General features: G+C 49.7%; 21 protein-coding genes and 1 other annotated feature. All 21 genes read left to right on the forward strand.

The features are described from left to right. Positions 1-334: 334 nt before the first annotated feature. The 21 genes from cysE (at position 335) to tuf (ending at position 22,503) form a co-directional block, all read left to right on the forward strand. Positions 335-1,021 (forward strand): serine O-acetyltransferase, encoded by a 687-nt coding sequence (gene cysE / locus DFQ01_RS25870; RefSeq protein ID WP_110046841.1) that lies wholly within the window; start codon positions 335-337, stop codon positions 1,019-1,021. Continuing rightward, entirely contained in the window at positions 1,021-2,445 is a 1,425-nt protein-coding gene (cysS, locus tag DFQ01_RS25875; RefSeq protein WP_110046842.1) for a cysteine--tRNA ligase, read from the forward strand. Before cysE ends, cysS begins: the two co-directional genes overlap by 1 nt. Next, positions 2,442-2,888: a Mini-ribonuclease 3 gene (locus DFQ01_RS25880; RefSeq protein ID WP_174812864.1), complete on the forward strand. Its 447-nt coding sequence runs from the start codon at positions 2,442-2,444 to the stop codon at positions 2,886-2,888. The genes cysS and DFQ01_RS25880 overlap by 4 nt, the downstream gene beginning before the upstream one ends. Before the next feature lie 96 nt (positions 2,889-2,984). Next, a complete protein-coding gene (gene rlmB / locus DFQ01_RS25885; protein ID WP_110046843.1) occupies positions 2,985-3,821 on the forward strand; it encodes a 23S rRNA (guanosine(2251)-2'-O)-methyltransferase RlmB in 837 nt (278 codons plus the stop codon). 2 nt (positions 3,822-3,823) lie between these two features. Then, positions 3,824-4,351: an NYN domain-containing protein gene (locus tag DFQ01_RS25890; protein WP_110046844.1), complete on the forward strand. Its 528-nt coding sequence runs from the start codon at positions 3,824-3,826 to the stop codon at positions 4,349-4,351. A 199-nt stretch (positions 4,352-4,550) separates the two neighbouring features. Continuing rightward, a complete protein-coding gene (gene sigH, locus DFQ01_RS25895; protein ID WP_110046845.1) occupies positions 4,551-5,201 on the forward strand; it encodes an RNA polymerase sporulation sigma factor SigH in 651 nt (216 codons plus the stop codon). Between the two features lie 396 nt (positions 5,202-5,597). Then, positions 5,598-5,747 carry a 50S ribosomal protein L33 gene (gene rpmG / locus DFQ01_RS25900; RefSeq protein ID WP_110046846.1) on the forward strand — a complete coding sequence of 50 codons (150 nt, stop codon included), beginning with the start codon at positions 5,598-5,600 and terminating at the stop codon, positions 5,745-5,747. An 18-nt stretch (positions 5,748-5,765) separates the two neighbouring features. Further along, positions 5,766-5,975, forward strand: a complete 210-nt coding sequence (secE, locus tag DFQ01_RS25905) for a preprotein translocase subunit SecE (protein WP_110046847.1) — start codon at positions 5,766-5,768, stop codon at positions 5,973-5,975. 23 nt (positions 5,976-5,998) lie between these two features. Beyond that, on the forward strand, positions 5,999-6,532 hold the full coding sequence (nusG, locus tag DFQ01_RS25910; RefSeq protein WP_110046848.1) for a transcription termination/antitermination protein NusG: 534 nt from the start codon (positions 5,999-6,001) through the stop codon (positions 6,530-6,532). Positions 6,533-6,622: 90 nt separating this feature from the next. Then, positions 6,623-7,048, forward strand: a complete 426-nt coding sequence (rplK, locus tag DFQ01_RS25915) for a 50S ribosomal protein L11 (RefSeq protein WP_110046849.1) — start codon at positions 6,623-6,625, stop codon at positions 7,046-7,048. A 138-nt stretch (positions 7,049-7,186) separates the two neighbouring features. Continuing rightward, positions 7,187-7,879, forward strand: a complete 693-nt coding sequence (gene rplA, locus DFQ01_RS25920) for a 50S ribosomal protein L1 (protein WP_110046850.1) — start codon at positions 7,187-7,189, stop codon at positions 7,877-7,879. Between the two features lie 12 nt (positions 7,880-7,891). Next, positions 7,892-8,052 (forward strand) — a sequence feature (ribosomal protein L10 leader region). Positions 8,053-8,105: 53 nt separating this feature from the next. Beyond that, positions 8,106-8,609 (forward strand): 50S ribosomal protein L10, encoded by a 504-nt coding sequence (rplJ, locus tag DFQ01_RS25925; RefSeq protein WP_110046851.1) that lies wholly within the window; start codon positions 8,106-8,108, stop codon positions 8,607-8,609. A gap of 74 nt (positions 8,610-8,683) precedes the next feature. Next, positions 8,684-9,046 (forward strand): 50S ribosomal protein L7/L12, encoded by a 363-nt coding sequence (gene rplL, locus DFQ01_RS25930; protein WP_110046852.1) that lies wholly within the window; start codon positions 8,684-8,686, stop codon positions 9,044-9,046. Positions 9,047-9,138: 92 nt separating this feature from the next. After that, positions 9,139-9,741, forward strand: coding sequence for a class I SAM-dependent methyltransferase (locus DFQ01_RS25935; protein WP_110046853.1), 603 nt, complete (start codon positions 9,139-9,141; stop codon positions 9,739-9,741). Positions 9,742-10,290: 549 nt separating this feature from the next. Next, the gene (gene rpoB, locus DFQ01_RS25940; RefSeq protein WP_110046854.1) at positions 10,291-13,836 is read left to right on the forward strand and encodes a DNA-directed RNA polymerase subunit beta; all 3,546 of its coding nucleotides are present in this window, start codon (positions 10,291-10,293) and stop codon (positions 13,834-13,836) included. Positions 13,837-13,864: 28 nt separating this feature from the next. After that, positions 13,865-17,491: a DNA-directed RNA polymerase subunit beta' gene (gene rpoC, locus DFQ01_RS25945; RefSeq protein WP_110046855.1), complete on the forward strand. Its 3,627-nt coding sequence runs from the start codon at positions 13,865-13,867 to the stop codon at positions 17,489-17,491. Positions 17,492-17,723: 232 nt separating this feature from the next. Then, entirely contained in the window at positions 17,724-17,963 is a 240-nt protein-coding gene (locus tag DFQ01_RS25950; protein WP_110046856.1) for a ribosomal L7Ae/L30e/S12e/Gadd45 family protein, read from the forward strand. Positions 17,964-18,108: 145 nt separating this feature from the next. Further along, entirely contained in the window at positions 18,109-18,528 is a 420-nt protein-coding gene (gene rpsL, locus DFQ01_RS25955) for a 30S ribosomal protein S12 (protein WP_006037954.1), read from the forward strand. Between the two features lie 67 nt (positions 18,529-18,595). After that, the gene (gene rpsG, locus DFQ01_RS25960) at positions 18,596-19,066 is read left to right on the forward strand and encodes a 30S ribosomal protein S7 (protein ID WP_110046857.1); all 471 of its coding nucleotides are present in this window, start codon (positions 18,596-18,598) and stop codon (positions 19,064-19,066) included. 35 nt (positions 19,067-19,101) lie between these two features. Beyond that, entirely contained in the window at positions 19,102-21,183 is a 2,082-nt protein-coding gene (gene fusA, locus DFQ01_RS25965) for an elongation factor G (RefSeq protein ID WP_110046858.1), read from the forward strand. Between the two features lie 129 nt (positions 21,184-21,312). Beyond that, entirely contained in the window at positions 21,313-22,503 is a 1,191-nt protein-coding gene (tuf, locus tag DFQ01_RS25970) for an elongation factor Tu (RefSeq protein ID WP_110046859.1), read from the forward strand. The last annotated feature ends 77 nt before the right edge of the window (positions 22,504-22,580 follow it).

The following is a 22,580-nucleotide window of genomic DNA, read 5'->3' on the forward strand; positions in this document are numbered from 1 at the left end:
TCTTTTTGCAAGGCGGGGTAGGCGGCAACGGGAATGCCCCCGTTATTGGGCAGCTGAGACGAACGGTATGCTTCAAGCCGACGCCCATTTTGGGTATGGCAAACCGTTCAGGCAGAGTGGAACCGCGATTCGAACGCCTCTGTAGTCCTTCATGGACTGCAGAGGCTTTTTTTGCATAAAAGCACTCTATTAGATCTGACTTACATTTCAAGATGGACAATTGCATAGCTGTAACGATGGCGGTGCCATTCTAGTTGCAGTGAATTGCTTTTTTGCATAGATGCACCTTGGAGTGGTTTGTATGGTAGGCGGGAATGGGAGAGGGGGAGTGCGGATGTTTAGACATATACGATCGGATATTCAAGCGGTGTTCGATAACGATCCCGCGGCGCGAAGCAGGCTTGAGGTCATATTAACCTACTCAGGCTTGCATGCGATTTGGGCACATCGGATTGCGCATGGCTTCTATAAAAGGGGCTGGTTCGCGATCGCACGTGGGATTTCACAGGTTAGTCGCTTCATGACAGGGATTGAAATTCATCCAGGAGCGACAATCGGCAATCGACTTTTTATCGACCATGGCATGGGGGTCGTAATCGGTGAAACATGTGAGATTGGTGATGATGTCGTCATTTATCAAGGCGTCACACTTGGTGGTACCGGCAAAGAGAAGGGCAAGCGCCACCCGACGATTGGCAACAATGTTGTTATTGCTTCAGGCGCCAAAGTACTTGGATCGTTCAAGGTTGGCGATAATTCGAATATTGGTGCAAATTCGGTTGTCTTGATCCCTGTGCCGGACAACAGCACAGTTGTCGGCATTCCAGGACGGATCGTGAAGCGAAATGGCGAGCGGGTTGGTGATCGGCTTGATCATAATAAGCTTCCGGATCCGGTCGTCGAGATGCTGCGTAAGATGCAGAAAGAAATTCATGATTTGAAGCACGAAGTACAAGACTTGAGGGCGCAAGCGGGAAAGACGCAGGAGAAGGAGCCCGTACTCGAAGGAGAATCCGTATAATGACAGTTTCGATATACAATACGTTGACACGTGCGCAAGAACCATTTGTTCCGCAAGAGGAAGGCAAGGTCAAAATGTATGTGTGTGGTCCTACGGTTTATGACTACATTCATATTGGCAATGCACGCCCGGTTATCTTCTTTGACGTTGTGAGACGCTATCTAGAGAATACGGGTTATGATGTGTCCTATATCGTCAATTTCACAGACGTTGACGACAAGTTGATTCGTAAAGCGGAACAGCTGGGCACTACGGTTCCGGAAGTAGCTGATAAATTCATTGCAGCTTTTAATGAAGATATTGAAGCGCTTGGCGTTCATAAAGCAACGCGCAACCCGCGTGTAACGGACCATATTCCATTGATCGTTGACTTCATTCAAGGACTGGTCGATAAAGACTATGCGTATGAAAGCGGCGGCGACGTTTATTTCCGTACGAACAAATTCGATGAGTACGGCAAGCTGTCGCATCAGAACACAGAAGAGCTGCAGCATGGCATCCGAATCGAAGTGGATGAGCGCAAAGAGCATGCACAGGACTTCGTGTTGTGGAAAGCAGCAAAGCCAGGCGAGATCTATTGGGCGAGCCCATGGGGCGACGGTCGTCCGGGCTGGCATATCGAATGCTCGGCTATGGCGCGCGAGTACCTTGGCGATACGCTCGATATTCACGGCGGCGGCCATGACCTGCAATTCCCGCATCACGAGTGCGAAGTGGCGCAATCGGAATCGCTGACGGGCAAACCGCTCGCACGGTACTGGATGCATAACGGCTACATTCATATTAATAATGAGAAAATGTCCAAGTCGCTCGGTAACGGCATTTCCGTTCGCGAGCTGCTGAAACGAACCAAGTCGAGCGCTATTCGTTACTTCATGCTCGCTACGCATTATCGCAGCCCGTTGAACTTCAGCGATGATACGATTCAACAAGCAGAGAACAGCATTGAGCGAATCGCGAACTGCGCAGGCAACCTGCGTCACCGTCTGAACTCGCTTGCGTCGGCTGACGTATTCGAAGTAGGCGCTTCCTCCGGAAACGCTGAGCTTGATGCTCGCCTGGCTGCGATTCAAGGTCAGTTCGAAGCGAAGATGAACGACGATTTCAATACGCCAGATGCGATTACGGCATTGTTCGAGCTCGTATCTGAAGCAAACAACACGATGCAGCGGCAAGATGTAACGGCTAATGAGCTGAGTGCGTTGCTTGCGCTTATTGAGCAATTCGACAAGACGCTTGGCTTGCTGCCTAACGTGGCAGCGGATGAGCTGTTGGATGAACAGATCGAGAACCTTATTATTGAACGGACGGAAGCGCGCAAAGCGAAAAACTGGGCTCGTGCCGATGAAATCCGTGATCTGCTGGCAGCGGAGAATATCGTGTTGGAAGATACGCCTCAGGGCATTAAGTGGCGGCGCAAATGATCGAAAATGACAACAAAACAATGACAGAAGCGCTCGACTTGCTCGTTCATGAGCCTTCCAAACCAGCAAGGCTCATGAACCCGGTCGTGCTAGCTTACGCGGGTGATGCTGTCTATGAATTGCTCGTCCGCCAATATTTAATTTCGAAGCCAAATCATCAGTCGCATGAGCTGCATCGTGAAGCGACGAAGCGGGTATCTGCGAAAGCGCAGCGCGTGACACTGGAGAAGCTGGCGCCGCTGCTGACTGAAGAAGAGGCTGATATCGTACGAAGAGGTCGCAATGCGAAGTCCGGCAAGCCGCCGAAGAATGCAGACCCTGCCGACTATCGGCATGCGACGGCACTGGAAACGTTGTTCGGCTACTTGTTCTACGAGCGCCGCGGTGAACGGATCAGGGAACTGCTCGCTGTTGCCCTGGATGATGAAGCAACGATGCGCTAAGCGTATGAAACCTGTAAATTACTAAGCAGAGTGACTTTGGATAGGCAGAGTGACTGATGTCACGTTCAAAGATCCTGTTGTCAGGAGAGAAGAAGCATGAAACAACGTTATCCACACAAACCAGAGCGCCGTCGGGACCGTTCGAATGAACAGGTGCGTGTTGCAGAGCGAGTTCAGGAAGAGGAGCAGGCAGCAAGCGAAGAGATTGTAGCAGGCAAGCACCCTGTACTCGAAGCGCTGCGCTCCGGCAGAGAAATTAATAAAATTTGGGTGGCTGAAGGTGCGCAGAAGCATCTGACGGCTCCGATTATTGCAGAAGCGAAGCAGCTAGGCGTAATTGTACAGTTTGCGGATAAGCGTAAGCTCGACACGCTAGCAGGTGATGTGGCGCATCAGGGCGTAATTGCACAGGTTGCTCCTTATCGCTACTACGAAGTGGACGAGCTGCTGGAAGCGGCGAATGAAAAAGGTGAGACGCCATTCCTGCTGGTGCTTGATGAGATCGAAGACCCGCACAACCTTGGCTCTATTTTGCGGACAGCGGAATGTACGGGAGCGCATGGTGTCATCATTCCGAAGCGCCGTTCAGCTAGCTTGACGGCTACGGTTTCTAAGACGTCGGCAGGTGCTGCGGAATATGTGCGTGTTGCGCGTGTAACAAATCTTGCCCAGACGATTGAATTGCTGAAGGAGAAAGGCGTATGGGTAGCGGGAACGGACGTATCTGCTGAACAGGACGTGTATCGGACGAAGTTTGATATGCCGCTCGCGATTGTCATTGGCAATGAGGGCAAAGGAATGGGCCGTTTGATTCGGGAAAAATGCGATTTTCTCGTCAAGCTGCCAATGGCAGGTAAGCTGAACTCGCTCAATGCCTCAGTAGCTGCAGGAGTATTAATGTACGAAGTTCTGCGCCAGCGAAGAGGTAATTAGCAATGAATCGCAAGGATGTGCTTCTGGTCGACGGCTATAACGTTATCGGCGCATGGCCCATACTGCAGCGGCTTCGTGATGAGGAGCTAGAGGATGCCCGCGATGCGTTACTAGATATGCTAGCCGACTACCAAGGGTTTACGGGAATGCTCGTATACGTCATTTTTGATGCACATCAAGTACCTGGCCACGGTGCCAAGTTCAAGCAGCATAGTATTCAGGTTGTGTATACCAAAGAGAAGGAAACGGCTGACGAATGTATTGAACGGCTTGTTGCAGAGCTTACAATGCGGGGGCGGGACATCTACGTTGCGACTTCGGATTTGACTGAGCAGCACGTTGCATTCGGCAAAGGCGCATTGCGGGTGTCGGCCAGAGAACTTCTGGTCGATGTGCAACAAAAGCGGAAGTTGATTCAAGCAACAATACGGGAGTCTGAAGAACGTCCGCGTAAGCGTAATACAGTTGATGGATCGCTGCCGCTCGATGTACGAGCGCAGTTTGAACAGTGGCGACGAGGCAATATGTAAAGCATATGTAAACAGTTGTGACATACATGTAACACAAAACTGACATTCATTGGCCAAAAACTTACAAATCTACTAGATTGTAAGCGTCCGTCCTCGGCCGGATTGGTTGACGGTTAGAAGTTACATAATGTATACTGTTCCTATGCTTGATAGAGTGCGAGTCGAGCAGTGCACGCCTTGCAGGCCGGAGGGATAGTTCGTGAGCATCGACCTCAGAGAAACGAGTACGGACGGATATGACTGCAGAACGGACGAAGATATCGTAGAGGCGGTCCGCGACGGCGATAGCGAAGCGTTGGAGTATTTGATTAACAAGTACCGCAATTTCGTTCGCGCCAAAGCTCGGTCCTACTTTCTAATCGGCGCTGACCGAGAAGACATTGTTCAAGAAGGTATGATTGGCTTATATAAGTCGATTCGTGATTTTAAGGGAGACAAATTGTCTTCTTTCAAAGCGTTTGCTGAGCTTTGTATCACTCGGCAGATCATTACAGCAATTAAGACAGCGACTCGTCAGAAGCATATTCCACTGAATTCGTACGTCTCGCTGGACAAGCCGATTTACGACGAAGATTCTGATCGGACACTGCTTGATGTGATATGCGGTACACGCGTATCGGATCCAGAAGAGTTGATCATTAATCAGGAAGAGTTCGTTGGATTAGAAGATAAGATGTCGGAGATATTGAGCGATCTTGAACGCAAGGTGCTCATGCTTTATTTGGATGGTCGGTCGTATCAAGAGATTGCAGTCGATTTGGATCGACATGTGAAATCAATCGACAATGCGCTGCAGCGTGTCAAGCGCAAGCTTGAACGCTACTTGGAGATTCGAAACATTGGTGGATGACTTTTATATCGGTTATTGGATAAAGACTCGCGATGCGAGTCTTTTTATTTTTGTGAGAGAGCGTTGTCGATGTTGTTGGCTGGTGGTGCGTAGAGAAGCGTTGTAGATGATAGAAGTTCCGTATATGCACGAGTATGTCTATTTTGCCGAAAATTGGCCATACTGCTCCAAAGGGTGCCCGATGACGCCTTGTTTGTGCGAAATCCAGCGTTGACGCGCGTTTGCTGCTCCTACTGCCAAATATATTGTTGAATATATCGGCATTGACACGAAAATTGCGATATGATAATCTGTTTGGGTAGGTCTAAAACTGCAATTTTCACCTATTGGCTCAGGAATCAATTTTGATTCAACATATTAGAGCAACACTAAGTACAGCGCAGGAGGTGTACTTCAATGCGGGTAATCATTACTTTGGCTTGTACGAACTGCAAACAAAGAAACTACACGAGCAACAAGAACAAGCGCAATCACCCCGACCGCATCGAGATGAAGAAGTTTTGCAAGTTCTGTAACGAGCATACTCCTCATCGCGAGACGCGATAGTCTAATGGAGGTGTGAACGTGGCTTTTTTGGCTAAGATGAAGCAAGGCTTCGGAACGACGTTCAATTTCTTCGCAGACAGTTGGGCAGAACTGAAAAAAGTAAGATGGCCGAGCCGTAAAGAGCTGACAAGCTACACGATTGTCGTTCTTGTTACTATCGTGCTCGTGACAATCTACTTTTGGGTTCTTGACATCGGGATCTCTGAACTGATTGAACTGATTGTTTAAGAAGAGTCCGAAGGTGGATGGTTATGGAAAAGCGATGGTATGTGGTCCATACTTACTCAGGGTATGAGAACAAAGTGAAGGCCAACCTGGAACGCCGCGTAGAATCAATGGGCATGGAAGATAAGATCTTCCGTGTGCTCGTACCGATGGAAGAAGAAGTGGTAAACAAAGACGGTAAGAAAAAAACTGTCATGCGTAAAGTTTACCCTGGCTACGTCCTCGTCGAGATGGTTCAAACGGATGATTCTTGGTATGTCGTTCGCAACACACCTGGTGTTACGGGCTTCGTAGGCTCGACGGGATCTGGCTCTAAGCCGACTCCATTGTTGCCCGAAGAAGTGGATCAGATTCTGAAACACATGGGCATTGAGGAGCCGAAGCCGAAGATCGAATTCGAGCTGAAGGAAACGGTTAATGTCAAGGTGGGACCTTTTGCTGGCTTTGTCGGCACGATCGAAGAGATCTTGCTTGATAAGAGCAAAGTGAAGGTTAGAGTGAACATGTTTGGCAGGGAAACCCCGCTTGAGCTTGATTTTACTCAAGTGGAGAAGATATAATAGTCTGGTTTCTTGATTCGTCGGCGCCTCCGGCGAGACGGAGTTTAGCTCCGAGATCATGGGCATTACTCTTTTAAGGAGGTGTTTAGTATGGCAAAGAAAGTCATCAAGATGGTAAAACTGCAAGTACCAGCAGGTAAAGCGAACCCGGCTCCGCCGATCGGTCCAGCCCTCGGTCAAGCAGGCGTAAACATCATGGCGTTCTGTAAAGAATTCAATGCTCGTACGGCTGACCAAGCGGGCCTGATCATTCCAGTCGTTATCAGCGTATTCGAAGACCGTTCGTTCACGTTCGAAACGAAGACGCCACCGGCTGCTGTATTGCTTCGCGTTGCTGCAGGTATCCCTAAAGGATCCGGCGAACCGAACAAGAAGAAAGTCGCAACGGTTAAACGTGCGAAAGTGCGTGAAATCGCTGAGCAAAAGATGCAAGACCTTAACGCAGCGTCCGTTGAAGCGGCAATGCGCATGGTTGAAGGTACAGCACGCAGCATGGGTGTTGTTATCGAAGACTAATCCGACTGTTGATCTCAACAGATCGCGTCATACCTTAGGGGATGACGGCGTACGACAGCAAAGGCTGTCGGCGTGAAAGTGGGAGGATCATCCGCAAGGAGGATATTCCGCTACTACCACACAAGGAGGTTACTCACAATGGCTAAACACGGTAAGAAATACGTTGAAGCTGCTAAGCTGATTGACAGCGAAGCAACTTATGAAGCACTTGAAGCAATCGAGCTCGTGAAGAAGGCTGCTACGGCAAAATTCGACGAGACGGTTGAGGTTGCGGTACGTCTGGGTGTTGACTCGCGTAAACAAGACCAAGCAGTTCGTGGCGTAGTTGTCCTGCCTAACGGTACGGGTAAAACGAAGCGCGTTCTGGTATTCGCTAAAGGCGAAAAAGCGAAGGAAGCTGAAGCTGCCGGCGCAGATTATGTTGGTGATTCCGACATGATCAACAAAATCCAACAAGGTTGGTTCGACTTCGATGTCTGCGTAGCTACGCCTGACATGATGGCTGAAGTCGGTAAACTCGGTCGTATTCTCGGCGGTAAAGGCCTCATGCCTAACCCGAAAGCCGGTACGGTAACGTTTGACGTTTCCAAAGCCGTAGCTGAGATTAAGGCTGGTAAAATCGAGTACCGTCTCGATCGTGCAGGTCAAATCCTTGCTCCGATCGGTAAAGTATCCTTCGACGCTGAGAAACTCGCAGAGAACCTCAAAACGTTGATCGATGCACTTAACCGTGCTAAACCAGCATCGGCTAAAGGCGTGTACCTGAAAAACATCGCAATCTCTTCGACGATGGGCCCTGGCGCTCGCGTTAACGTGGCTTCGTACCGCTAAGAGATTTGCACTAGACTTCGAATACGCATACCGTAGACAGTAGGTGCCCAAGAGGCTTAATTTCCTACCGAGGTGTTATGATACAGTGTTTGACTTTCGCACTTTTGAAGTGTTGATCGGATCAGACCATCATGGCCTTCGCATTGTCTGCGAAGGCCTTTCTCATGCATCACGGCGGGGAAACGCAAGTGACGGAATGCTCAACAAATTACGGGAGGTGTACAATATGGCAAATGCAAAAATCATCCAGGAGAAACAACTGGCGGTTGAAGAGATTGCAGCGAAACTTCGTAACAGCTCTTCTACTGTTGTAGCGGACTACCGTGGATTGAACGTTGCTCAAGTTACGGAACTCCGTAAGCAGCTGCGTGAGGCAGGCATCGAGTTCCAAGTATTGAAGAACTCGCTCGTTCGTCGCGCAACGGCTTCTGCGGAACTGTCCGAACTCGACGCAGTTCTGACGGGTCCTACGGCTATCGCGTTTGGCGGCGACGACATCGTTGCTCCAGCGAAAATTCTTAGCACTTTCGCTAAGAAGAATGACGCGCTGAAAGTAAAAGGCGGCGTTGTTGAAGGTCGTGTTGTAGACGTTGATCAAATCAAAGCGCTGGCAGACCTGCCATCCCGCGAAGGTTTGCTGTCGATGCTCCTCAGCGTGCTCCAAGCTCCAGTTCGCAACTTCGCACTGGCAGTCAAAGCCGTTTCGGAGAAACAAGAAGCACAAGCTTAATACGCATAGCCAGCTAAGGCTGGCTGTATAGCAACACAACTAAAAAACTAATATAATTTTATGGAGGTTTAACCATGTCTAAAGAGCAAATCTTGGAAGCCATCAAGGCTATGACAGTTCTCGAACTGAACGATCTGGTAAAAGCAATTGAGGAAGAATTCGGCGTAACGGCTGCAGCTCCAGTTGCAGTAGTAGCTGGCGGCGGCGCTGCTGAAGCTGCTGAGCAAACTGAATTCGACGTAATCCTGAACAACGCAGGCGCATCGAAAATCAACGTTATCAAAGTTGTTCGCGAACTGACAGGTCTTGGCCTGAAAGAAGCTAAAGAAGTAGTAGACAACGCTCCTAAAGCGCTGAAAGAAAAAGTTTCCAAAGAGGAAGCTGAAGCAATCAAAGCTAAGCTTGAAGAAGCAGGCGCATCTGTTGAAGTTAAATAATCTCGCTTAAGAGATGGCGAACCCCTTGAGGCTTCCGGGCTTCAAGGGGTTCGTTACTATTTTCCAACCGTACTGCTATCAGGGAGGATTCTATGGCTGATCATTATTATTCGAGAACACCAGGCGTAGAGCATGATCGCAGAACGCATCAGGATGAGCTGCGTGGGTTTCGTTTCAACTATGTAACGGATGCAGGCGTGTTCTCTAAAGCGGGTGTTGATTATGGCAGTCGTGTACTGATCGATGCACTTGAGCTAGATAAGCAAGATCAGGTGTTGGATGTAGGCTGCGGTTATGGTCCGATCGGTATAACGGCAGCACGGTTAGCTGATCAAGGTCATGTTACGATGATTGATATCAATGAGCGAGCAGTCGAACTAGCTAGAGAGAATGCTAAGCTTAATGGTGTTCATAATGTAACGATCGTTCAGAGTGACATCTATGAAGCGGTTCGTGATAAGCGGTTTAACGCGATTGTGACGAATCCGCCGATTCGAGCAGGTAAGATGGTTGTACATCAGATTTTCGAAGAGGGCTATCAACTTCTTCTACCCGGTGGCTCCATGTGGGTTGTCATTCAGAAGAAACAAGGTGCGCCTTCGGCAGAAGCGAAGCTTCTGGAGCTGTTCGGTAACGTAGAAGAGGTCACAAAGGACAAGGGTTATCGCATATTCAGGGCGATCCGTGAAAGTTAGGGAAAATCGCAACTTTTTATTGACTTGACATCTCCGATGTGATAGTATTATAAAATGTCAGTATTAGACTGGGCTAATTCTCTTTAGTTAGCTAAAATGTCAAGAACAAAATTCGGGCGTTTTATGCATAGAAAATCGACAAATGACGTATAATGTTTACGTTTTGGGCAAAATTACATTGTATGAGCCACTATGCGCGCTTCGATTCAACATGCTCCGGTTGGTTGCTCGTTCTTCGAATGAATTTCGAGATCGGCCTTTTCTTTACGAGATAAGGAAGCGATCGCGCTGAGATGACCGCATTCTTATCTCGCAAGGAAAAGCACCGCCTGAACCTGAATGAAGGTTCTGTTAGGAGATGTTTTTCACAAAGATTCACATCCATCAGGCGAAGCTGCGTTTGCATAAGTCGTAAACACGGCTTCGCTTGATGGGCTGAAAACTTCCATTGTTGGACAGAGATCAAGTGTGAAATTAGGATCTGTCTTGGAAGTTTTTGTTGTTTTTCGATACGTAAGCTGTGAAGCAGACATGAGGGGTGAGGTTAAGTTGGCAGGACAACTTGTTCAGTTGGGTCGACGCACGCGGAGGAGTTACGCGCGCATTAACGAAGTGCTCGAAGTCCCGAACCTGATTGAAATCCAACAAAAGTCGTACGAGAAGTTTCTGGATGCTGATTTACTCGAGTTATTCCAGGACATTTCGCCGATTCAGGACTTTACGGGCAATCTGTCACTCGAATTTATCGACTATAGTCTTGGCGAGCCGAAGTATTCGGTCGATGAGTCTAAAGAGCGCGACGTTACGTATGCGGCTCCGCTTCGTGTGAAAGTGCGTCTCCTTAATAAGGAAACGGGCGAAGTAAAAGAACAAGAAGTTTTCATGGGCGATTTCCCGCTTATGACGGAGACAGGCACATTTATTATTAACGGTGCTGAACGCGTCATCGTCAGCCAGTTGGTCCGCTCCCCAAGCGTTTACTTCAGTACGAAAGTCGATAAAAATGGCAAACGTACCTACACGGCGACAGTGATTCCGAACCGTGGCGCATGGCTGGAACTTGAGACGGACGCGAAAGATATTATCTATGTTCGGATCGACCGGACTCGTAAGATCCCGGTAACGGTCTTGCTTCGTGCGCTCGGCTTCGGTACAGATGCTGAGATCTTGGACTTGCTCGGACAAGATGAATATATTCGTAATACGCTGGACAAAGACAACACGGATTCGACCGAGAAAGCGCTCATCGAGATTTACGAGCGTCTCCGTCCGGGCGAACCGCCAACGCTGGATAATGCGAAGAGCTTGCTGGTAGCTCGTTTCTTCGATCCGAAGCGTTACGATCTGGCTAACGTAGGTCGTTACAAAATAAATAAAAAGCTGCACATCAAGAACCGTCTGTTCAATCAACGTCTTGCTGAAACGCTTGTTGACCCATCTACAGGGGAAATTATCGCAGAAGCAGGCCAATTGATCGACCGTCGACTGCTGGATGAGATTTTGCCGAGACTGGAGAGCAATGTCGGCTTTAAAACTTACCACGTCGGAAACGGTGTACTGAATGCAGATGATATTCCGCTGCAGACGATCAACGTATTCTCGCCGATCGAAGATGGCAAGATCGTGAAGGTCGTTTCCAACGGCATTATCGACAAAACGGTGAAGCACATTACGCCGGCGGATATTATCTCGTCGATTAACTACTTCATCAACCTGCTGCACGGCATCGGCAGCACGGACGATATTGACCACCTTGGTAACCGTCGTCTCCGTTCTGTAGGTGAATTGCTGCAAAACCAATTCCGTATCGGTCTGTCCCGGATGGAACGCGTCGTTCGCGAGCGTATGTCCATTCAGGATGCGAACGCGATTACGCCACAGGCGCTTATTAACATTCGCCCTGTAATCGCATCGATTAAGGAATTTTTCGGTTCCTCCCAGCTCTCGCAGTTCATGGATCAGACAAACCCGCTGGCAGAACTCACGCATAAACGCCGTTTGTCCGCACTCGGACCTGGCGGTCTGACGCGTGAACGCGCCGGCTTCGAAGTGCGTGACGTACATCCGTCCCACTACGGTCGTATGTGTCCTATCGAGACGCCAGAGGGTCCGAACATCGGTCTGATCAACTCGTTGTCAACATTTGCCCGCATTAACGAATATGGCTTCATTGAAGCGCCATACCGTTGGGTTGATCCGAAGACGGGAGTCGTAACCGAACATATCGATTACATGACAGCCGATGAAGAAGATAACTACGTCGTTGCTCAGGCGAATGCTAAGCTGACGGATGAAGGTACATTCGCAGATGATGTCGTGCTCGTTCGTTACAACAAACAGCGTGACAACATTCTGACGATGCCAAGCGAACGCGTTGACTACATGGACGTTTCGCCGAAGCAGGTTGTATCCGTTGCAACAGCGCTCATTCCGTTCCTCGAGAACGATGACTCCAACCGCGCGCTCATGGGTTCCAACATGCAGCGTCAAGCGGTACCGCTTCTGATCCCGAAAGCACCGTTTGTCGGTACGGGTATGGAGCATAAGTCGGCTAAGGACTCGGGCGTATGTATCGTTTCCAAGTACGACGGTGTCATTGAACGTGTATCTGCTAATGAGATCTGGCTCCGACGCATCGAGACAATCGATGGCAAGCAAGTTACGGGCGATCTCGTTAAACATAAGCTTCACAAGTTTATGCGTTCCAACCAAGGTACGTGCATCAATCAGCGTCCGCTCGTTCAGAAAGGTGATGTCATCCGTAAAGGCGACATCATGGCTGACGGTCCTTCGACTGAACAAGGCGAACTGGCACTTGGCCGCAACGTAGTCGTTGCCTTCATGACTTGGGAAGGTTACAACTACGAGGATGCTATTCTTCTTAGCGAGAAGCTAGTGAAAGAAGACGTTTATACGTCCATTCACATTGAAGAATACGAGTCCGAAGCCCGTGACACGAAGCTTGGACCAGAAGAAATTACGCGCGACATTCCGAATGTCGGCGAAGAAGCACTCAAGAACCTCGACGAGCGCGGCATTATCCGCGTCGGCGCTGAGATTAGTGCTGGCGACATTCTCGTTGGTAAAGTAACGCCTAAAGGTGTAACGGAACTGACGGCTGAAGAACGTCTCTTGCATGCAATCTTCGGTGAGAAAGCTCGCGAAGTTCGCGACACTAGCCTCCGTGTACCGCATGGTACAGACGGTATTGTCGTAGACGTTAAAGTATTTACTCGTGAGAACGGTGATGAACTGCCTCCTGGCGTTAATCAACTCGTTCGTGCATATATCGCTCAGAAACGTAAGATTTCCGAGGGCGACAAAATGGCAGGACGTCACGGTAACAAGGGTGTTATCGCGCGTATCATGCCAGAAGAAGATATGCCGTTCCTGCCGGACGGTACGCCTGTTGAAGTCGTACTGAACCCGCTGGGTGTACCATCGCGGATGAACATCGGTCAGGTACTCGAGGTTCACCTTGGTATGGCATGTAAACGTCTCGGTATTCATGCAGCAACGCCGGTATTCGACGGTGCTCGTGAGAACGACGTATTCAACGCAATGGAAGAAGCAGGCATGCAGCGCAATGGTAAGACGGTACTGTACGATGGCCGCACGGGCGAAGAGTTCGAACGTGAAGTAACGGTCGGCGTTATGTACATGATCAAGCTGGCGCACATGGTTGATGATAAAATCCATGCTCGTTCGACGGGTCCTTACTCGCTCGTTACGCAGCAGCCACTCGGTGGTAAAGCGCAGTTCGGCGGACAGCGTTTCGGCGAGATGGAAGTATGGGCGCTCGAAGCCTATGGTGCAGCATATACGCTGCAAGAGATTTTGACGGTCAAGTCCGACGACGTCGTAGGCCGCGTGAAGACATACGAATCGATCGTGAAGGGCGAGAATGTGCCTGAACCAGGCGTTCCGGAATCGTTCAAAGTATTGATTAAGGAACTTCAGAGCCTTGGTATGGACGTTAAGATTTTGTCTGAGGACGAGCAAGAAATCGAAATGCTGGAAATCGACGACGAAGACGACGCTGCGAGCGACAAGCTCAATTTGAACTTGGAAGGCTCGGAAGCAGGAGTCGAATAAGCGATACTTGACGAAGGAGGGTTGCTCCTTGTTGGACGTGAACAACTTCGAGTACATGAAGATCGGGCTGGCATCTCCCGATAAAATTCGATCGTGGTCCCGCGGAGAAGTGAAGAAGCCGGAAACTATCAACTATAGGACGTTGAAGCCGGAGAAAGAAGGTCTCTTCTGCGAGAAGATTTTTGGACCTACGAAAGACTGGGAATGTCATTGCGGTAAATATAAACGAGTACGTTACAAAGGCGTTGTCTGCGATCGCTGCGGCGTCGAAGTAACGCGTTCCAAAGTACGCCGTGAGCGGATGGGCCATATTGAGCTCGCCGCTCCGGTATCGCACATCTGGTATTTCAAAGGGATTCCTAGCCGGATGGGCTTGGCGCTTGATATGTCGCCACGCTCGCTGGAAGAGATCATCTACTTTGCATCTTATGTCGTTACGGATCCAGGTGATACGCCTCTCGAGAAGAAGCAATTGCTCTCCGAGAAGGAATACCGCAGCTACCGTGAGAAATACGGTTATGGGTTCCAAGCTGGCATGGGTGCAGAGGCTGTTAAGAAGCTGCTCCAAGACATCGACCTTGAGAAAGAACTTGACCAACTGAAAGAAGAGCTGCGCACGGCACAAGGCCAACGCCGTAACCGCGCGATCAAGCGTCTGGAAGTTATCGAAGCTTTCAACAGCTCGGGCAACCGTCCGGACTGGATGATCCTTGACGTGCTTCCGGTAATTCCGCCGGAACTTCGTCCAATGGTTCAGCTCGATGGTGGACGTTTCGCAACGTCTGACTTGAACGATTTGTATCGTCGAGTCATTAACCGTAACAACCGTCTGAAGCGTCTGCTTGATCTGGGCGCTCCTGACATTATCGTACAGAACGAGAAGCGGATGCTGCAGGAAGCGGTTGACGCGCTGATCGATAACGGTCGCCGCGGTCGCCCTGTAACAGGTCCAGGTAACCGTCCTCTGAAATCGCTCAGCCACATGCTGAAAGGTAAACAAGGACGTTTCCGCCAAAACTTGCTCGGTAAACGTGTAGACTATTCTGGTCGTTCCGTTATCGTCGTTGGTCCATACTTGAAAATGTACCAATGCGGTCTGCCGAAAGAGATGGCACTGGAGTTGTTCAAGCCGTTCGTTATGAAAGAGCTTGTGAACAAAGGCCTCGCTCACAACATTAAGAGCGCGAAGCGCAAAGTTGAACGCGTGAGCGCTGAAGTATGGGACGTTCTTGAAGAAGTCATTAAAGAACACCCGGTTCTTCTGAACCGTGCCCCGACGCTTCACCGACTCGGCATTCAAGCGTTCGAACCAATTTTGGTTGAAGGACGCGCAATTCGTCTGCATCCACTCGTTTGTACGGCATACAATGCCGACTTCGACGGTGACCAGATGGCAGTTCACGTTCCGTTGTCTGCAGAAGCACAAGCTGAAGCGCGCTTGCTCATGCTGGCATCGGGCAATATCTTGAACCCGAAAGACGGTAAGCCGGTCGTTACCCCATCCCAGGATATGGTGCTCGGCAGCTACTATCTGACGTTCGATAACAAAGACGCTAAAGGCAGCGGACTTGTATTCGCTTCGGTTAACGAAGCCGTATCCGCATACCAACGCGGTGCAGCGGCGCTGCACGCACGTGTATATATTCCAGCACGTGTACTTGGCAAAAAATCGTTCACCGAGAAGCAGCAAGACGCTCTTCTGGCTACGACGGTTGGTAAAATCATTTTCAACGAAATCTTCCCGGACACGTTCCCGTACATCAATGAAGCTTCCAAAGCGAACTTGCTGCACGGCACACCGGAAAAATATTTCGTCTACGAGAAGGGCGCAGACCTGCGTGACATCACTGAGAATCTTCCAATTGCTCCGGCGGTCGGCAAAGAGTATCTTGGTCACATTATCGCAGAATGCTTCCGTATCTATGAGACGACAAGAACGTCGGTCATCCTTGACCAAATTAAGAAGCTTGGCTTTACGTACTCCACACGTGCCGGTATTACCGTTGCCGTAGCGGACGTTACCGTTCCAGTCGAGAAGCATCAAATCATGCAGGAATCGGATGAGAAGGTTAAGCTCGTGACGAATCAATATCGTCGCGGTCTGATCACTGACGAAGAACGCTATGATCGTGTTATCGAGATTTGGGGTAAAGCGAAAGACCAAGTTACGGATGCACTCATGAAATCGATGGATCGCTTCAACTCTATCATGCTCATGGTTGACTCCAAAGCACGGGGTAACAAATCGCAGATTACGCAGCTTGGCGGTATGCGCGGTCTGATGGCAACGCCATCCGGTCGTATCTTTGAAATCCCGATCAAATCGAACTTCCGTGACGGTCTGACAGTTCTCGAGTACTTCATCTCGACGCACGGTGCCCGTAAAGGTCTTGCCGATACAGCACTGCGTACAGCCGACTCGGGTTACCTGACTCGTCGTCTCGTAGACGTTGCACAGGACGTTATCGTCCGTGAAGACGACTGCGGAACGGATAAAGGCTTCACTGTAAGTCAAATCCGTGACGGTAAAGAAGTTATCGAAGATCTGTACGACCGTATTGAAGGCCGTTACTGCTTCGAGACCGTTCGCCATCCGGAGACAAGAGAGATCATCGCTCGTCGTAACGAGCTGATTGACTCGAATAAAGCAGAAGAGATCGTCGCTGCAGGGGTACAGAAGCTGCAGATCCGTACGGTTCTTAGCTGCCGTGCTCGTCATGGCGTCTGCAAAATGTGCTACGGCCGTAACTTGGCTACCGGTAAATTCGTTGAGATTGGTGAAGCAGTTGGTATTATCGCTGCTCAATCGATCGGTGAGCCGGGCACGCAGCTCACAATGCGTACATTCCACACCGGCGGTGTTGCCGGCGACGATATCACGCAAGGTTTGCCGCGTATCCAAGAGCTCTTCGAGGCTCGTAACCCGAAAGGCCAAGCAACAATCAGTGAGATCGACGGTGTCGTCAAAGAAGTTCGTGACGGCAAAGACCGCCGTGAAATTGAAGTGCAAGGCGAAGCAGAGACGAAAGTATATCTCGTGCCGTACGGTTCGCGTCTCCGCGTAAGCCAAGGTGCTAAGCTTGATGCCGGCGATGAATTGACGGATGGTTCAATCGATCCGAAGGAAATGCTGCGCATTAAGGGTATCCGAGGCGTACAGAACTACATCCTTCAGGAAGTTCAACGCGTATACCGTAACCAAGGCGTAGAAATTAACGATAAGCACGTCGAAGTTATGATCAAGCAGATGCTTCGTAAGATCCGTATCGTTGACAATGGCGATACGCCGCTTCTGCCAGGTTCGTTCGTCGACATTCATGAATACGAAGCAGCTAACCGCACTGCAATTCTGGCTGGCCTTGAGCCTGCCGTTGCGAAGCCGGTATTGCTCGGTATTACGAAGGCGTCCCTTGAGACGGATTCGTTCTTGTCCGCAGCTTCGTTCCAAGAAACGACTCGTGTCCTGACAGACGCTGCAATCAAAGGTAAAGTCGACCAACTGCTTGGTCTCAAAGAGAATGTCATCATCGGCAAACTCATCCCAGCTGGTACGGGTATGACTCGTTACCGGAGCATCCGCTTCGCTGGACTGGAAGATGAATTACTTGAGAATGATAACTCGGCTGAGAACGAGTCGGTAGCGATTGAATCCTAATCGTTAACAACGGATTGTTTGATGTAACGAAGTAATCGGAAGCCATTGGCGATGGTCGAATGAAATGACTTTCGCCAGTGGGTTCCGTTTCTTTTGAGTGGCATAATTAACAAATCTTTTAAATCGATTAATTCACTTAAATCGCCTTGACATGCATAGGCGCTGGGTGCTAATATATCGAAGTGTGCCTGTGATGTAATCATTATCTAGTCGAACGAAGAGTGGTGATTGCATGCAGTACAAGATCGGCACGAAGCAAACGACGAAGATGGTTGAGTTACACAAGGCTGAACTCGTCTATGTCGCGCAAGATGCAGATCCGCGGTTGACGGACCGAATCGTTCGGTTGTGCGTTGAATCGGGAATCGAAGTCCAATGGGTGAAGACGATGAGAGACCTTGGGGAAACCTGTGGGATCGACGTTGGAGCTGCAATGGCTGCGGTAATTCCGGATTCATCGGAAGACGAATAGAGAATCGTTATTTTTGTTGGCAGTTTATTTTGGATGAACGTGCTGACAGAAATTTTTATTTGTTTCTTTATGAATCGCCTGGATCTGTGGGCTTAACTTTTTAAGCAAGATATGAGCAGTGAGAATAGAGGAAGGGGGTGGCAACATGCCAACTATTAACCAACTGGTCCGCAAAGGCCGTCAAGCGAAAGTAGTTAAGTCGAAATCGCCGGCTCTGCAAAAAGGTTTCAACGCCCTGAAACGTGAGGCTACAAACATCAGCGCTCCTCAAAAACGCGGTGTCTGCACTCGTGTAGGTACGATGACTCCTAAAAAACCGAACTCCGCACTCCGGAAATATGCCCGCGTACGTCTGACGAACAAAGTCGAGGTAACGGCATACATCCCAGGTATCGGTCACAACCTGCAAGAACACAGCGTTGTACTGATCCGCGGTGGTCGTGTAAAAGACCTTCCAGGTGTACGTTATCACATCGTACGTGGTGCGCTTGACACGGCTGGCGTTAACAACCGTAAACAAGCTCGTTCCAAATACGGCACGAAGCGTGCAAAAGTTAAAAAATAATCGAATAGGCACTTGTGCTTATTAGAATGCTACAACAAGTGATTAATCAAGAAAGGGGGACATCCTCATGCCACGTAAAGGTCCTGTAACTAAACGTGATGTACTGCCGGATCCGGTGTACAATAGCAAACTGGTAACTCGTCTGATCAACCGTATCATGATCGACGGTAAACGCGGTGTTGCTCAAACACTGCTGTATGATGCATTCAAGCTTATTCAAGAACGTTCCGGTAAAGATCCTATGGAAGTTTTTGAAGCAGCAATCAAGAACATCATGCCTGTCCTTGAAGTTAAAGCTCGCCGCGTAGGCGGTTCCAACTATCAAGTACCGATCGAAGTGAAACCGGAGCGTCGTACGTCGCTTGGTCTCCGTTGGCTCGTGAACTACTCACGTAACCGCGGTGAGAAAACGATGGTAGAACGTCTGGCTGCTGAAATTCTTGACGCATCGAACAACACTGGTGCAGCAGTTAAGAAGCGCGAAGACACGCACAAAATGGCGGAAGCGAACAAAGCGTTCGCACACTACCGCTGGTAGGATTCACATTCGTATAATCGGAAGGAGACATAATCATGGCAAGAGAGTTCTCCTTGAAAAATACGCGTAACATCGGGATTATGGCGCATATTGATGCGGGTAAAACCACCACTACCGAACGGATCCTGTTCTACACAGGCCGTACCCACAAAATCGGCGAGGTGCACGAAGGTGCAGCTACGATGGACTGGATGGAGCAAGAGCAGGAGCGCGGCATCACGATTACGTCTGCTGCGACAACTGCTCAATGGAATGGTCACCGCATCAATATTATCGACACCCCAGGGCACGTTGACTTCACCGTTGAAGTAGAACGTTCCCTGCGCGTATTGGACGGGGCTGTAGGTGTATTCAGTGCAAAAGAAGGCGTTGAGCCTCAGTCCGAAACTGTATGGCGTCAAGCAGACCGCTACGGCGTTCCGCGTATCGCATACGTTAACAAGATGGACATCATCGGTGCAGACTTCCTGAATGTCGTTAAAGACATGCGTGAGCGTCTGCAAGCGAATGCTGTAGCGATTCAACTGCCAATCGGCGCTGAGAACGATTTCCTCGGCATGATTGACCTCGTTGAGCGTAAAGCATATAAGTACAAAGATGACCTTGGTAAAGATCCTGAGGTAATCGAAATCCCTGCTGAGCTTGCAGACAAAGTTGAAGAGCTCCGCGCGGATCTGGTAGAGAAAGTTGTAGAACTTGATGAAGAACTGACGATGAAGTACCTCGAAGGTGAAGAAATCACAATCGCGGAACTGAAAGCAACGCTCCGTAAAGGCGTTTGCGAAGTTAAAATCTTCCCAGTTGTATGCGGCTCTTCCTACCGTAACAAAGGCGTTCAGTTGATGCTTGACGCTGTCGTTGACTACTTGCCAGCTCCTATCGACGTTCCAGACATCAAGGGTACTCTTGAAGATGGTACGGAGACGACTCGCAAATCGGCTGACGATCAACCGTTCGCAGCACTGGCGTTCAAAATCATGACTGACCCGTATGTTGGTAAACTGACGTTCTTCCGCGTATACTCCGGTGTATTGAACTCCGGTTCGTACGTTGTGAATGCAACGAAAGGTAAACGCGAACGGGTTGGACGTATCCTTCAGATGCACGCTAACAGCCGTCAAGAAATCAGCGAAGTTTACTCCGGTGACATCGCGGCTGCAGTAGGTCTGAAAGACACGACGACCGGCGACACGCTGTGCGACGAGAAAAACCCGGTAATTCTTGAGTCCATGAACTTCCCAGAGCCAGTTATCCAACTCGCGGTTGAGCCTAAAACAAAAGCCGACCAAGATAAAATGGGTATCGCGCTCCAGAAGCTTGCTGAAGAAGATCCGACTTTCCGCGCTCACACAGACGAAGAAACGGGTCAAACGATCATCGCGGGTATGGGCGAGCTCCACTTGGAGATTCTCGTAGACCGTATGCTTCGTGAATTCAAAGTTGAAACGAACGTAGGCGCACCTCAGGTAGCTTACCGTGAGACTTTCAAAACTGCTGCTAAAGTTGAAGGTAAGTTCGTTCGCCAATCCGGCGGCCGTGGCCAATTTGGTCATTGCTGGGTTGAGTTCGAACCACAAGAAGCTGGCGCAGGCTTCACGTTCGAGAATAAAGTCGTTGGCGGCTCTATTCCGCGTGAATTCATCGGTCCAATCCAAGCTGGTATCGAAGAATCGATGAAAAACGGTGTCCTCGCAGGCTTCCCGCTTGTTGACATCAAAGCAACTGTTGTCGATGGTTCGTACCATGACGTTGACTCCTCGGAGATGGCGTTCAAAATTGCTGGTTCGATGGCGCTTAAAGCAGCTAAGGACAAATGTTCCCCTGTACTGCTTGAGCCAATCATGAAAGTCGAAGTTAGTGTTCCGGAAGAATACATGGGTGACGTAATGGGTATGCTTAGCTCCCGTCGTGGCCGCATCGAAGGTTCGGATACGAAACACGGCTCCCTGATCGTTCGTGCGAAGGTACCTCTTTCCGAAATGTTCGGCTACTCGACGGTTCTCCGTTCGGGTACGCAAGGACGCGGCGTATTCTCGATGGAACTTTCTCACTATGAAGAAGTTCCACGTTCGATCTCCGAAGCTATCATCGCGAAGAACAAAGGCGCTCAAGCTTAATTTTTCGTGATTAATAGCTAAACCATAAGGTTTACTTGGTTATTTTGCGGCTTGCGCGACTATTCGTAAGCCGCGGAAACCATCACATACAACAAAAACTATATATTTATTTAAGGAGGCAGAAGTTCAATGGCTAAGGCTAAATTTGAACGTAATAAACCGCACGTTAACATCGGTACGATCGGTCACGTCGACCACGGTAAAACGACTCTGACGGCAGCTATCACGACGGTACTGTCCAAAAAATACGGCGGTGCTGCAGTAGCATTCGACCAAATCGACAAAGCTCCAGAAGAGCGCGAGCGTGGTATCACGATCTCGACAGCTCACGTTGAGTACGAGACGCCTAACCGTCACTACGCTCACGTTGACTGCCCAGGTCACGCCGACTACGTTAAAAACATGATCACGGGTGCAGCACAAATGGACGGCGCTATCCTCGTCGTATCCGCAGCTGACGGCCCAATGCCACAAACGCGCGAGCACATCCTGCTCTCCCGCCAAGTAGGCGTTCCTTACATCGTCGTATTCCTGAACAAATGCGACATGGTTGAAGACGAAGAGCTCCTCGAGCTCGTAGAAATGGAAGTTCGTGACCTCCTCAACGAGTACGAATTCCCAGGCGACGACACGCCAATCATCCGTGGCGCAGCGCGTGAAGCTCTGCAAAACCCAGATGGCGAGTGGGCTAACAAAATCGTTGAACTGTTCGAACAAGTTGACACGTACATCCCTACGCCAGAGCGCGACACGGACAAGCCTTTCCTTATGCCTGTCGAGGACGTGTTCACGATCACGGGCCGTGGTACGGTTGCTACAGGTCGCGTAGAGCGCGGTGTAATCAAAGTTTCCGACGAGGTAGAAATCATCGGTCTCCAAGAAGAAACTCGCAAATCCGTATGTACGGGTGTAGAAATGTTCCGCAAACTGCTTGACTCCGCTCAAGCAGGCGACAACATCGGTGCACTGCTTCGTGGTGTTGACCGTAAAGACATCGAGCGTGGTCAAGTACTTGCTAAGCCAGGTTCCGTTAAACCACACACGAACTTCACGGCTCAAATCTACGTTCTGACAAAAGAAGAGGGTGGCCGTCACAAGCCGTTCTTCACGGGCTACCGTCCACAGTTCTACTTCCGTACAACTGACGTTACGGGCATCATCAACCTGCCAGAAGGTACGGAGATGGTAATGCCAGGCGATAACATCACGGTTACGGTTGAGCTGATCGCTCCAATCGCTATCGAAGAAGGTACGCGTTTCGCTATCCGCGAAGGCGGCCGTACGGTAGGCGCTGGCGCAGTAGCTACGATCCAAAAATAATGCCATGCGGCGGTAACGCCGTGTAGCATATAGAGAGCTGGTATAAGTCATTCATTTGACTTGTGCCAGCTCTTTTT

The sequence above is a fragment of the Paenibacillus cellulosilyticus genome (assembly GCF_003182255.1).
Classification (GTDB): Bacteria; Bacillota; Bacilli; order Paenibacillales; family Paenibacillaceae; genus Paenibacillus_T; species Paenibacillus_T cellulosilyticus.